Below are 11,780 nucleotides of genomic sequence, written 5' to 3'. Positions count from 1 at the left end.
CTGAGACTGGGGTTTGTCACGAGCCTCGTTGGCGATTGACTGCGCTATTCACCGGCTATAAGCGCTTTTTGAGCGCCATCTACACCACCGAAGGTCGGCATCCATGCGATGGACGACAGCGGTGCGATCAGTCCGCTGGGACTGGCCGCGCGGCCGTTTCTGAAGGCCGATCATCCGCGTGATCCCGACGATACCGTTTTTGTCAGAATGATGGAGACCGGTTTGCCCTACATGGATCAGTGCCGCCCGAAGACAGTGCGGACGGATTCGGGTTATCGTCATCGCAGTCTTGACCTGGCGCGGGTGCATGCGCAGTATCGCCAACCTTGGTGGGATCGCCCGATGTTAGCGCGCTGGCGGCTTCATTTGCTACGTCGCTCGCCGAAGGATTCGGCGTGGCAAGACTGCTGGGATGGGTTGCAGGGCGGGGAGTTGGCCTACAAATCCGTCTTGGCGATTCCGATCACCTTTCGCCAGCATGCCTCCCGGCAACGGCTGGGCCGCAAGCTGCTTGAGGTACTGGATCTGCCCGAGGAGGGCCGGGCCATCTTGGGCTTTCTGATCGTTGATCATCCAGCAAGTTATTATTTTGATGATCCGCCAGCGGATTCGTTCGAGAATCTTGACGTCAATGTGCTCTACCTCTTTGCCGATACCTTGTCCTTGGCGCTGCTGACGGCCAGGACTTACACCAGCGCATCAACCACCGTGCGCGCTTACCTAGAGACCCGTCAAAGCGAGGGGTTATGAAGAAATTTCAGTCAAAAGTCACGCCAGAAGCCATGTCTTGTCTACAGCCGACCGCGAACAATGTGGTGGTACGCTTTCCCAGCGCGATGCTTGAGCGGATGCGTGCGTCATCGACTGAAGAGGCGAGGGCGCGCTATGCGCGGCTCTTCGAGACACCTGAACCGGCGGATCAACCATCCTCGCCTTGATGGATCTGGTGATGATCAACAACCGCCTGTGAATCAAAAATCAACCACTATGGACTGGAAGTCCATAGTATGGATTGCGACTGAAAGTCGCAATTTCGGTTAGAAACCGACTGAAAGCCGAGACTGACTGAAGTCAGTTAAATCATGACTCAAAGTCATTCAACGGTAAAACCATCATCTTGATGGTTCGGATGATCTTCGTGATGTTTCAAATATTCTCGGATCATCTCGTCAGTTACATGACCCGAACTAAATGCCGCATACCCAATCGCCCAGAAATGCCTTCCCCAATAACGCTTACCAAGCTGCGGAAATTCTTCCTGTAATTTACGTGAACTACGGCCTTTAAACCATTTGACCAGATCACTTATTGAGTATTTTGGCGGATACGATATATACAGGTGAACATGATCCTTGCTCACTGCACCACTGATAATCTGAACGTCGTTTTGCGCACATACTTGCCGGATAATTTCACGCGTACGATACCCCACCTCTTTCGTCAACACCGCATAGCGATATTTCGTTACCCAAATCAGGTGAACTTTCAGGTCGTGAACTGTATGTGACGATTTTCTGTAAGACCTCATAAATGAGAGTTTACTAAAAGTCTTGCACTAAAGTGCATAGTTTTCACTAAACGGTTGGGACAATCAACCCGGTGCGCGCCGATATGGTGCGCGATCCAGGGGAGTATCCTTGGAGTAGCTATCGGGCCAACGGCCTGGGCGCGAGCGTAGGTAGTTCAATTTCCCTAAAAACGCCTTCAGCGGTCCATGCAGAATCTATGCTTAGCATCCAAACCCGATGTCAGGCTTGAACGAAGGGACTCAAGTAGCGACAATCCTTTGGTCTGTGAGCAAAATACCACGGCGATCTCGCTGGGTACCCGACCTGAGAGTTTCCCGCATGAAGGACTTCAAAAGCTCCGCCGCGCGCCTGGCGCGGTTCTTTCAAGACTCGCGTGACAAATGGAAAGCCAGGGCCGCCGAGGTGCAGAAACGCTGGCGCGCGGCGCAGGTGCGCATTCGCGACTTGGAGAACAGTCGCGCCTACTGGAAAGCGCGTGCCTTGGCCGCCGAACAGGAACAAGCCACGCGCGTCTGCACAGACAAGCCGCGCGAGGGCGAAGACACCCCCAGCGCGCCCCTGCTCGCCACACCGGTGGCCAACCACCACTACTCCCTGGAAGTCATGGAACTGTGCTTGCAGATGTATCTGCACACCAGTATCGGTTGTCGCGGGGTCAGCTGGGTGATGCAGCTGTTTGGAAACCACCTGCCCGTGGGCGTGCCGGCCTACACCACCGTACTGAACTGGGTCTACCGCCTGGGTCTGGCGGTGCTGCAACATCCGTTGCCGCGCCGTGATGATTGGATTTTCATCCTCGATAACACCATCGCCCTGGGGGAATTGAAATGCCTGGTGGTCTTGGGCATCCCCGCCAGTCGCTTGGCCGAGACCGGCTATTCGCCCAGCCATCGCGACATGACGGTGCTGGCGGTAGAGATCACCGCCAACAGCACGGGTGTGTGGGTAGAGGCGGTGTTGCGACACGTGGCCGCGCGCACTGGCGAGCCGGTGCAGATTGTCTCCGACCATGGCAGCGACTTGCGCAAGGGCATCGCGCTGTATCGCCAGCAGGCGCCCAGCTGCGTGGAGACCTATGACATCTCCCATGCCATCGCCACCGCACTGAAAGCCCACTGGCGCGAGGACAGCACCTGGCAGGCATTCCTGAAACAGGCCAGCGCCACCTTGAGCCGCTTCCAACAGACCGACCTGGCGTTTCTGCTGCCGCCCAGCCTGCGCACCAAGGCGCGCTACATGGCCATTGAGGCCCATATCGACTGGGTTCTGCGGGTGCTCGCCTACTATGACCGAGGGGACTTCAGCGCCATTGGGCGCCCCACTGTCTTTAGCGCCATGGCCTGGAAGTCGCTGCGCAAGGGTTGGACCAACAGCGCTGTGGCGCCCTTGCGGGCACTGATCGGCACGCCTTATCCCAGCCGCGCGGCCTTGTGCGAGGCACTGCGTGAGCAGGTGGCCAGTGCCGACGTCACCGCGCTGGAGGAGCATCTCGATGACGCCTTCTGGCGTTTGGCCGACCGGGGCTATGGGCGCTTTCTCGAAGCCTTTGAATGGGTGCTGGCCTATCGCGACAGCGTGCCAGAATGGACGCAGACCAGCGCGGTGTCCAAAACCATTCAGACGGTCGTGAAAACCAAAGGCCTCGCGCGCACCACAGCCGATGCGGTGAAGGCCGCGCTGGCCGAACTGGGACCGCTGTCGCCGCCGGTGGAGGCGTTTCAAACCCAGATGCTGACACACCTCCAAGGCGAAGCGGCCAAGCTGCCCGAGGGGGCGACCTGGTTGGGATCTTCCGACATCATCGAATCGGTTTTTGGGCATTACAAAGCCTTCACCGCGCGCGGGCCACTGAAAGAGATCGGTAAACTGGTGCTCACGATTCCGGCGTTCCTGAGCGATTTGACCGCGCCAGTGATTCGCAACGCGATGGAGTCAGTGCGCACCATTGATGTGGAACACTGGGTCGAGACGCATCTGGGTGATTCGATGCTCAAGCGCCGCCGACGCGCCTTGGTGCCGACATAAAAACTGTATGAGCGGTTTGGGGCTGGTTTGCGGGAGATTGAACTACCTAGCAGTAGGCCAACACCCGCGTTTCGCAGGCACGACAGGAGAGTGAGAGCAAGCGACGATACTCCGCATAGTCGTCATCGCTAAAAAACGTCTGTTGCCGTCGATTGCCGCGCTGCGTCACATGATGCGGCAACCCAGGAACCACCACTCTCGGGAGTCTTGCCATTGTTCCGTCAATTTCTCACCCGTCACAAACGCCTTGCTAAAACTGTAACCCCATTTGGCGTTCTTCGTCTAGGAATTAAGTATACTAATGGGATGGTCCGCCCCGCTCCTACAAACCCGCTGAATCAAGCAAAATAGGCTATCGACAACCATCTAATCGTCAACCGAAGACAGCAGAGAAGAGCCATGAAAAAAGCGAAGAAAAAATCCGTAAAGACGTTTAGCAAAGAACCGGTCGTCACTATTGGTATTGATTTAGCCAAGAACAGCGTACATGTGTTTGGTGTCGACGCCGAGGGTGAAGTGGTGTTCAGCCGCAAGTTGGCACGAAAAGCGTTGAGTCAGTTCATCGCCCAGCAGCCGACCTGTCGCATCGCCATGGAAGCCTGTAGTGGTGCCCATCACTGGGCGCGCACCTTCCAGGGGTTTGGCCATGAGGTTGTGTTGATCGCCCCGCAGCATGTGAAGCCCTTTGTGAAGACGAACAAAAACGATGCCGTCGATGCCGAGGCGATTTGCGAAGCGGCGCCCTGCTCGAAAAGGGGCCCGCGTCAATTGTTCGTGCCCATCAAGAATGTTGAACAGCAAGATACCCAGGGTACCCACCGCATGCGCTCGATGGTCATTGATCAGCGCACGGCGCTGGTCAATCAGATCCGGGGGTTGTTGGCCGAATACGGTATTGTCATTGCTCAAGGGCGTGCTGAGCTTATGCGCCGCCTGCCGGAAATCCTTGAAGACGCCGAGAATGGACTCAGTGAGCGGTTTCGCGCTGAATTGAATGTTCTCCTCGAGGAGTTGCGTCACATGGATACGCGGGTCAAGCATTATGATACTCAGATTCAGGCCGTTGCCAACACCAATGACTCGGCCCAGCTGTTGATGAGCATCCCTGGCATCGGTCCGCTGGTGGCCACCGCCTTGATCGCCACCTTGGGGGAGAATTGGGGGCTGTTCAATAATGGCCGCGCGCTGGCCGCCTGGCTGGGGCTGGTGCCGCGACAGCACTCCACCGGCGGGAAACCACGCTTGCTCGGCATCAGTAAGCGCGGTGATGTGTATATGCGCAAACTGCTGATCAACGGGGCGCGTGCCCCTGATCTGAACAATGGGCGCTGGGTTGAGAACAAAGACGACGCCCTCAGTCATTGGGCGCGCGGTCTCAAGCAGCGCCGTCATGCCAATGTCGCCGTGGTTGCGATGGCCAACAAGCTCGTGCGCATCGCCTGGGCGGTGATGACCACCGGAAAGGCCTTCGATGCAGCGCGCGGCGCGTTAGCGAAGCCCGCGGCCGTTACCGCGTAACGCCTATCGGCCACGAACCATTCTGATTAACCCGCCCTTATAGGGCATCAACCGAGTTCCACACCACGAGTTGCTAAGAGTGAAAGTCACTGTAATGGCATGAAAGGCACGACCGCCTCGCTGAAAACCTGACGGGGACAGCAGCCAGCTTAAGTTGAGACTGATATACTGATTGAGGACGGCGAGGTACGCGAATTCCATTAGGGCACGGGGACCGCAATGCGTCCCGAGATCGATGCCGGATATATGGCCGCAACGTTTCCTTCTACCAAACAGCGATTTTCCTCTTGCATCGCGGGGCGGACCATATATGTCCCCAGAATTCGTGCTATTCAGTAAACTGTCACCGGAATTCCCCAGGCGGGCCTCTAACCCGCTAGAACACGCGGCCTTGCCAGGCCGCACTGGCCCCTTCTAATTTTCGTCAGTGGAAAATCGTCTCGGGCGTCTCGGCGGTGAGGATGCGTTTCGACCACTGCAGGAGCTCTTCAGGGTCGGCGGCGGAGATGCGCTCGCGGTGCGCTTCGAGCGACGCTGAGCCGAATTTTTCTTCCAGCAGCATCATCAAGATCGTGGCTTCCCCCTTCTGAATCCCGGCTTGCTCAAACGTGGTGACATAAGGCATCTGTCGTTGCTCCTCGTAAGCATAAAGTTCTTGGCGAAATTCCGCCTCCAGCGCCGCGGGCAGGCGGATCATCCAGTCGATAAGGCGTAACACCTCTTCAATCAGCGCGCGCTCGTGGCCGCGATCATACATCAAGCGCATCAGGCGGAATTTCCAGCGTTTCAGGGTCTCGGCATCGTCGGTCACCTTGGCCCGGACCAATTGATGATTTTGGGGGCCATGACAACCAAGGCAAAAACATTGTCACTCGCTTCCAGCTCGGCCCAGCGCTCGGGAGTGGTGTAGTCGAGCAGTTTGACCACGGGGAAGCGAAAGACGATCCCGCAGCCCCAGCGAGCGTGGCGAAATGACTTGGGGCGAAAGCTGGGGCTGGTGTCGGTCAGGACCGCCAGGCTGACGACATCGATTTTGTGGCAATCCCGCAGGCGGGTCTGGTAGAGAAACATCCGTGCGCTAAAGTCGCTTTCAGCATCGCCTTGGATTTCGACATGGATCAGCACATACAGATCGCTGCCGTCTTTGGCGCGCACCCGCACCAGTTTATCCGCATAGCGGCGACCGCGCGGGCTGTTGCCGCCGATCTGTTGGAGTTCCTTGTCGAGAAACACCGGCGCCACACTCCAGTCGATCTGCGCATGGATGGCCGGGAACAGCAGTGCGAGGAACTCCGGGAAGAACGGCTCCAGGGCTTCTTTCCAGGGGCTGTCGTAGTCGGGTTTGTCGCTGCTGTCGGTGGCTTCGGTGTCGGCTGTCATGGGCTGAGTTTAGCCGATTTGGGGACGGGGGTGGGACGCTTAGCCGGCCCCTTCGCGATTCAGAGCGCATTTAAGGCTTGACTTGGGAAAATAAATCGAGCCCGGCCCCTTTAATTCCGATGCCGGATAGTTGGCCGCAACGTTTCCTTCTAGCAAAACCAGCGATTTTCCTCTTGCATCGCGGGGCGGACCATATATGTACCCTGAATTCCATATATGTCCCCGGAATTCCAAAACGATTGCAAGGCTTATTGCTGTTGCAGGTAATTAAGTATACTGTCCCCAGAATTCGAATTCGACGCTGGCGGATGCGGTGATGGAGATGGCGGCGCTAAGGGACGCCGGTTAATGCTGCCAGCGTGGCCTGCGCCTCAGTGGAAGATGGTCTCGGGGCTCTCGGCGCTGAGGATGCGACCCAGCCAAGTGTCGAGTTGCTCAAGCTCCGCCTGTTCGATGCGCTCGCGGTGCGTTTGCACGGCCTCGGGGCCGAATTTTTGATCAAGCAAGCGCAGGATTGTTCTGGCCTCGCCCTGCTGCACTCCCTTCTCAATCCCGGCTCGCTCAACAGTCGTCACGTATGGCATTTGGTATTGCTCCTCGTAGGCGTAGAGTTCTTGGCGAAACTCTGCTTCCAGCTCTTCAGGCAGACGGATCATCCAATCGATCAGGCGGAAGAGTTCTTCAATCAGCGTGCGCTCATAGCCGCGCTCGTACATCAGGCGCATCAAGCGGAATTTCCAGCGTTTCAGGGTCTCGGCATCGTCGGTCACCTTGGCCCGGATTTGGGCCATCACCACCAAGGCAAAAACATTGTCGCTCGCTTCCAGCTCGGCCCAGCGCTCGGGGGTGGCGTAGTCGAGCAGTTTGACCATCGGAAAGTCGAATTGCACCCGACAGTCCCACAGCGCCGTGCTGTAGCTGTTGGGGCGGAAACTGCGCTTGGTATCGGCCAGCACCGCCAGACTCGCGACCGGCACTTGGTAGGCATCGCGGATTTTGTAATTGTAGGTGAACATCCGCTCGGCAAAGTCGCTTTGCGGATCGCCTTGCACTTCAACATGGGCCAGCACCCACACCGGCGTCTCATCGCGGCGGGTGACGCCGACGAGCTTATCCGCATAGCGCCGGGTGGTCTTGGCCTCGCACACGATCTTCTGGAATTCCTTGTCGAGAAACTGCACGCCCTTTGACCAGTCGATCTCGGCATGGATGGCCGGAAACAGCAGCGCGAGAAACTCCGGAAAGAACCGCTCCAGCGCCTCTTTCCAGGGGCTGTCGTAGTCGGGTTTGTCGCTGGTGTCTGTGGCTTGGGTGTCGGCTGTCATGGGGTGATTTTAGCCGATTTGGGGCGGGGTGGGAGCGTTGGGGGCAGCCCGAAAGGAATTAAGTATACTGTCCCCAGAATTCCTTAATTATATATGTCCCCGGAATTCCTGAAAGGGGCGGAAACAGATAAGCCGCGACTAAAGTGATGGCAACCTGCTCTCTACTCTATCCTTTAATTATAATTACAGGTCAGCGCCTACCTGCCGGTCTTCGGCATCCAGTCGATCCAGAATTCCAAGTGCCTGCTTGATGTCGCCCGTCGCAGCCATCGCCCGAAAATGGTTTTCAGTATCCCACGCTGCCACGGCGCGAGCACTCAGATCCTCGACCAATTTGTCGGTGGTGAGTCCGCGACTACGTGCCAAAGAGTCCAAGCGCGCCGCCGTGTCGTCCGGCAAGCGGATCGTTAATGTTGTCATAACCATTTCTCCAGACATTGAGCAGGCGTCAGCAACCGCAGCTGATCAAACACCAGTTCTCCTCGGCGAAGATCCCGCACATTATGCGTCACGATTCCGGCAGCCCCTCCCGCCAGGGCAAGCTCCACCAAGTGGTTGTCTGCTTCATCGGGGAGATTGGGACGCCAACCATAATAAATCGTCACCCATCGACCACGTTGAGCCAATGCCGCCAGCACCTGTTGCCTTTCTTCAGCAGTGGTCTTCATGCTCCATACATCGCGCCCCAACAGATCGCAATACTCCTGCCACAAGGCATTTCCGAAAAGCGGTTGATAGCTGCCGGATAGAGCGCGTCGCAAAACTTCGCGCGATGCGCCACCGACCGAGCGCAGTCCCGCGACAAAGACATTTGTATCAATAACTAGCTGAACCATCACAACAGCAAAGCCTGGCGCCTCTTTTTAGGAGCCTATCGTCGTCGCTCTTCATGTTGGTATCGGTACCTTGGGTGTCGGCTGTCATGGGGTGAGTTTTGCCGATTCGGGGGATTGGATGGGAGCGCCTTTCGCCGCGAACAGCGCGCCCTGCCAGCCCAAAGGAATTAAGTATATGTCCCCAGAATTGCCTGTCCCCGGAATTCGGGGGCGTCTTGGCATGCCTGGAGTTTAGCACAGAAATTAAACCGAGCCTGGCCCCTTTGATTAAACTGAGTAGGTTGTGCGCGGCGAGGTCTTCGAGGCCATCGGGGCGTTTAGGCGCATCCGCATAGGGCTCAGGTGTGGGCGATGCGTTGGGCGTTTGCAAGGCCGCCTTGGTGCGCTGAGGGTCGCGGCCGTCGCTGCCTGCCGCCGGGGCTTGCTCGATGATCAGCACATCCAGGCGTTGGCTGCGCAGGGCGAGCTCTTCTTCGGTGCTGACGCTGTACGGCAGCCCGATCAGCGCGTCGGTGTGGGCTTTGCCGAGCAGTTCATGCCAGGGGATGCGGGGATCGCGGCTCATGCCGAGAGTCTAGCCGATGCGCGGCTGGGGGTGGGAGGGGCTTTGGTTGCCGCGATCCTTGGGCTATTCAGTAAACTGTCCCTGGAATTCCCCGAATTCCCCGCTCGGCAAAGTCGTTTTGCGGATCGCCTTGCACTTCAACATGGGCTAGCACCCACACCGGCGTCTCATCGCGGCGGGTGAGGCCGACCAGCTTATCCGCATAGCGCCGGGTGGTCTTGGCCTCGCGTACGATCTTCTGGAATTCCTTGTCGAGGAATTGCACGCCTTTGGACCAGTCGATCTCGGCATGGATGGCCGGGAACAACAACGCGAGAAACTCCGGAAAGAACCGCTCCAGCGCTTCTTTCCAGGGGCTGTCGTAGTCGGGTTTGTCGCTGCTGTCGGTGGCTTGGGTGTCGGCTGTCATGGGGTGAGTTTAGCCGATTTGGTGACGGGGGTGGGAGCGGCTTTAGCCGCGAACAGCGCGCCCTGCCAGCCCAGAAGAATTAAGTATACTGTCCCCAGAATTCACGTCATGTAGGGAGTTTAGCCGATTCGGTGGATTGAGTGGGAGCGGCTTTCGCCGCAAACAGCGCGCCCTACCAGCCCAAAGGAATTAAGTATACTGTCCCCGGAATTCTGGCGCCCTGATCGGGCATCAACCGAGTTCCACGCCACGAGTTGCTAAGAGTGAAAGTCACTGCAATGGCATGAAAGGCACGACCGCCTCGCTGAAAACCTGACGGGGACAGCAGCCAGCTTAAGTTGAGACTGATATACTGATTGAGGACGGCGAGGTACGCGAATTCCATTAGGGCACGGGGACCGCAATGCGTCCCGAGATCGATGCCGGATATATGGCTGCAACGTTTCCTTCTGCTGATCGGCGATTTTCCTCTTGCATCGCGGGGCGAACCATATATGGCCCCTTTGATTTTCCCGCGATCTCTATGAGCGACATGGACTTTACAAACTCCCCAAGGTCCCCGGCTGGAAGACGGCGCATGCCTCGGTGTGAAGAGCATCGGAAAGCCGTGTGCGGGAAAATCGCATGCACGGTTTGATGAGGGAGGGCTGGGAGTCATCGCTACGCCTCGGCTATAAGGCACCGCCAAAGTTGCGGAAAACAGATGAGCTAAAGCGAGTGATGACAACCTGCCCTCTACATCTACCCTTTAATTCCCTTAATTTAATTTGTTGCGCGTGCCCCGTTTGGCGAGCCAGGATTCAATGAATTCGGGATCGTAGCGATTGAGCACCACATCGGGATCCAACCCCTTGAGCCGCTCCTCGGGATCGAGCTCCGGCAAAAGCTCGGGCAGAAAGCCCTTGAGCCATTCCCGTGCCTCGCGATGCATGTCATCTTGCGTGTAGGCCATGTATCCATCTCCCCCGCGAAAATGCGTGATCAGGTTGCGTAAATGGATGCCGATGTCTGAGTGGGCGTGATAGTCGGCGAAGGCGGCGCGCCAGTGCGCCTCGTCAGTGGCGAACAAGCCCCAGGGGGCATTGCGCGGGTGGGTCTCAAGCTGGTTGATCACCACCAGGCGCAGATCCCGGGTACCAAAGCGCAGGTGATAGAGTCCGGGTTTCTCGGTTGTTTGACAACTGCCAGGGAGCAGTTGTTTAACGAGCTGGCGCGGGAAGCTCGTGGAGACCGCATAACAACGGAAGTCGTCGGCCGGGAGCAGCCGGTAGCCGCCCTTGGGCTCCTCAAGCGCGGCGTCCTTGTCGGGGGTGCGCGCACGCAGGGAAGCGACTTTGCGGTAGGTGACCGCATGACTGAGCAGCTCTTCGGCCGCCCAAGCGGTGAAGGGCTCGCCAGCGGCTTTGAAGCTCAGCAAGTTGTGCTTGGCAAGATCCTCCAGACCGTCTGGACGCTCCGCGACCGGTTGATACTTGGTCACCAGCGCGGCTGGGGCTGGGGCACCTGCTTGCTCGATGATCAGCACATCCAGGCGCTGACTGCGCAGCGCCAGCTCTTCCTCGGTGCTGACGCTGTAGGGCAGCCCGATCAGCGCATCGGCCAGGGCGCTGCCAAGCAGTTTGTGCCAAGGGATCCGTTGGGGCTCGCTCATGAGCGGAGTTTAGCCGATGCGCCGAGGTTTGAGGAGCATCGCCATCGGGTTCGCCGGTCGAGGAGCCCGCGCCGATCAACACCGGTGCTTTACCCTCGTGCGGGGTTGTTCGCAGTGAGTGCCAGAAATTAAACCGAGCCTGGCCCCATTAGCCTCTTGTAGTCTTCATCGGCAAAGAAGCAAGCCGCGCGATTATGGCCGCGCTGGACAATGTGGTGAGGGTAGTCGGCAATGTGCAAACGGGGGCGTCTTGGCATGCCTTGAGTTTAGCACAGAAATTAAATCGAGCCTGGCCCCTTTAATTCATCCGCATAGCGCCGGGTGGTCTTGGCCTCGCACACGATCTTCTGGAATTCCTTGTCGAGAAACTGCACGCCCTTTGACCAAATGATCTCGGCATGGATGGCCGGGAACAGCAACTCCAGAAACTCCGGAAAGAACCGCTCCAGCGCCTCTTTCCAGGGGCTGTCGTAGTCGGGTTTGTCGCTGGTGTCTGTGGCTTGGGTGTCGGCTGTCATGGGGTGATTTTAGCCGATTTGGGG

Annotated in this window: 14 protein-coding genes; 3 read left to right on the top strand and 11 right to left on the bottom strand. The window is 57.8% G+C overall.

From position 1 onward, the window contains the following. Nucleotides 1–108: 108 nt before the first annotated feature. Nucleotides 109–750 carry a hypothetical protein gene (locus Thiowin_RS00985; RefSeq protein WP_328985897.1) on the top strand — a complete coding sequence of 214 codons (642 nt, stop codon included), beginning with the start codon at nucleotides 109–111 and terminating at the stop codon, nucleotides 748–750. A gap of 343 nt (nucleotides 751–1,093) precedes the next feature. Here the strand turns inward: Thiowin_RS00985 and tnpA are convergent, their stop codons facing one another. Beyond that, complete coding sequence (gene tnpA / locus Thiowin_RS00980) at nucleotides 1,094–1,528, bottom strand: IS200/IS605 family transposase (RefSeq protein ID WP_328985896.1); 435 nt, start codon at nucleotides 1,526–1,528, stop codon at nucleotides 1,094–1,096. Between the two features lie 319 nt (nucleotides 1,529–1,847). Between tnpA and Thiowin_RS00975 the strand changes: the two genes are divergently transcribed. Next, nucleotides 1,848–3,554 (top strand): hypothetical protein, encoded by a 1,707-nt coding sequence (locus Thiowin_RS00975; RefSeq protein WP_328985895.1) that lies wholly within the window; start codon nucleotides 1,848–1,850, stop codon nucleotides 3,552–3,554. A gap of 46 nt (nucleotides 3,555–3,600) precedes the next feature. Here Thiowin_RS00975 and Thiowin_RS00970 read toward each other — a convergent pair whose 3' ends face one another. Further along, on the bottom strand, nucleotides 3,601–3,768 hold the full coding sequence (locus Thiowin_RS00970; RefSeq protein WP_408034143.1) for a transposase: 168 nt from the start codon (nucleotides 3,766–3,768) through the stop codon (nucleotides 3,601–3,603). Nucleotides 3,769–3,953: 185 nt separating this feature from the next. On the opposite strand from Thiowin_RS00970, the gene Thiowin_RS00965 reads away from it, so the two are divergent. Next, the gene (locus tag Thiowin_RS00965; RefSeq protein WP_328985894.1) at nucleotides 3,954–5,072 is read left to right on the top strand and encodes an IS110 family RNA-guided transposase; all 1,119 of its coding nucleotides are present in this window, start codon (nucleotides 3,954–3,956) and stop codon (nucleotides 5,070–5,072) included. Nucleotides 5,073–5,496: 424 nt separating this feature from the next. On the opposite strand, the gene Thiowin_RS00960 is transcribed toward Thiowin_RS00965, so the two are convergent. From Thiowin_RS00960 to Thiowin_RS00920, 9 genes are all read right to left on the bottom strand, one after another. After that, nucleotides 5,497–5,883: a transposase gene (locus Thiowin_RS00960; protein WP_328985893.1), complete on the bottom strand. Its 387-nt coding sequence runs from the start codon at nucleotides 5,881–5,883 to the stop codon at nucleotides 5,497–5,499. Then, entirely contained in the window at nucleotides 5,880–6,452 is a 573-nt protein-coding gene (locus Thiowin_RS00955) for an RpnC/YadD family protein (protein ID WP_328985892.1), read from the bottom strand. Before Thiowin_RS00955 ends, Thiowin_RS00960 begins: the two co-directional genes overlap by 4 nt. Before the next feature lie 371 nt (nucleotides 6,453–6,823). Further along, nucleotides 6,824–7,777 carry an RpnC/YadD family protein gene (locus Thiowin_RS00950; protein ID WP_328985891.1) on the bottom strand — a complete coding sequence of 318 codons (954 nt, stop codon included), beginning with the start codon at nucleotides 7,775–7,777 and terminating at the stop codon, nucleotides 6,824–6,826. A 183-nt stretch (nucleotides 7,778–7,960) separates the two neighbouring features. Beyond that, entirely contained in the window at nucleotides 7,961–8,197 is a 237-nt protein-coding gene (locus tag Thiowin_RS00945; protein ID WP_328985890.1) for a CopG family transcriptional regulator, read from the bottom strand. Next, nucleotides 8,194–8,613: a PIN domain-containing protein gene (locus Thiowin_RS00940; protein ID WP_328985889.1), complete on the bottom strand. Its 420-nt coding sequence runs from the start codon at nucleotides 8,611–8,613 to the stop codon at nucleotides 8,194–8,196. Before Thiowin_RS00940 ends, Thiowin_RS00945 begins: the two co-directional genes overlap by 4 nt. Next, the gene (locus tag Thiowin_RS00935; protein ID WP_328985888.1) at nucleotides 8,594–9,178 is read right to left on the bottom strand and encodes a hypothetical protein; all 585 of its coding nucleotides are present in this window, start codon (nucleotides 9,176–9,178) and stop codon (nucleotides 8,594–8,596) included. Before Thiowin_RS00935 ends, Thiowin_RS00940 begins: the two co-directional genes overlap by 20 nt. Nucleotides 9,179–9,245: 67 nt before the next feature. After that, nucleotides 9,246–9,587 carry a hypothetical protein gene (locus tag Thiowin_RS00930; protein WP_328985887.1) on the bottom strand — a complete coding sequence of 114 codons (342 nt, stop codon included), beginning with the start codon at nucleotides 9,585–9,587 and terminating at the stop codon, nucleotides 9,246–9,248. Between the two features lie 757 nt (nucleotides 9,588–10,344). Next, the gene (locus Thiowin_RS00925) at nucleotides 10,345–11,238 is read right to left on the bottom strand and encodes a hypothetical protein (RefSeq protein ID WP_328985886.1); all 894 of its coding nucleotides are present in this window, start codon (nucleotides 11,236–11,238) and stop codon (nucleotides 10,345–10,347) included. A 278-nt stretch (nucleotides 11,239–11,516) separates the two neighbouring features. After that, a complete protein-coding gene (locus tag Thiowin_RS00920) occupies nucleotides 11,517–11,756 on the bottom strand; it encodes a hypothetical protein (RefSeq protein ID WP_328985884.1) in 240 nt (79 codons plus the stop codon). Between the last annotated feature and the right edge of the window lie 24 nt (nucleotides 11,757–11,780).

This window comes from Thiorhodovibrio winogradskyi, from assembly GCF_036208045.1.
Classification (GTDB): Bacteria; Pseudomonadota; Gammaproteobacteria; order Chromatiales; family Chromatiaceae; genus Thiorhodovibrio; species Thiorhodovibrio winogradskyi.
This window is presented reverse-complemented; position numbering and strand designations above follow the sequence as displayed.

Coding starts and splice junctions, on each gene's coding strand:
- Thiowin_RS00950 (WP_328985891.1), bottom strand. CDS start 7,777: ATGACAGCCGACACCCAAGCCACAGACACCAGCGACAAACCCGACTAC.
- Thiowin_RS00930 (WP_328985887.1), bottom strand. CDS start 9,587: ATGACAGCCGACACCCAAGCCACCGACAGCAGCGACAAACCCGACTAC.
- Thiowin_RS00955 (WP_328985892.1), bottom strand. CDS start 6,452: ATGACAGCCGACACCGAAGCCACCGACAGCAGCGACAAACCCGACTAC.
- Thiowin_RS00985 (WP_328985897.1), top strand. CDS start 109: ATGGACGACAGCGGTGCGATCAGTCCGCTGGGACTGGCCGCGCGGCCG.
- Thiowin_RS00940 (WP_328985889.1), bottom strand. CDS start 8,613: ATGGTTCAGCTAGTTATTGATACAAATGTCTTTGTCGCGGGACTGCGC.
- Thiowin_RS00920 (WP_328985884.1), bottom strand. CDS start 11,756: ATGACAGCCGACACCCAAGCCACAGACACCAGCGACAAACCCGACTAC.
- Thiowin_RS00970 (WP_408034143.1), bottom strand. CDS start 3,768: ATGGCAAGACTCCCGAGAGTGGTGGTTCCTGGGTTGCCGCATCATGTG.
- Thiowin_RS00945 (WP_328985890.1), bottom strand. CDS start 8,197: ATGACAACATTAACGATCCGCTTGCCGGACGACACGGCGGCGCGCTTG.
- Thiowin_RS00975 (WP_328985895.1), top strand. CDS start 1,848: ATGAAGGACTTCAAAAGCTCCGCCGCGCGCCTGGCGCGGTTCTTTCAA.
- Thiowin_RS00925 (WP_328985886.1), bottom strand. CDS start 11,238: ATGAGCGAGCCCCAACGGATCCCTTGGCACAAACTGCTTGGCAGCGCC.
- tnpA (WP_328985896.1), bottom strand. CDS start 1,528: ATGAGGTCTTACAGAAAATCGTCACATACAGTTCACGACCTGAAAGTT.
- Thiowin_RS00935 (WP_328985888.1), bottom strand. CDS start 9,178: ATGAGCCGCGATCCCCGCATCCCCTGGCATGAACTGCTCGGCAAAGCC.
- Thiowin_RS00965 (WP_328985894.1), top strand. CDS start 3,954: ATGAAAAAAGCGAAGAAAAAATCCGTAAAGACGTTTAGCAAAGAACCG.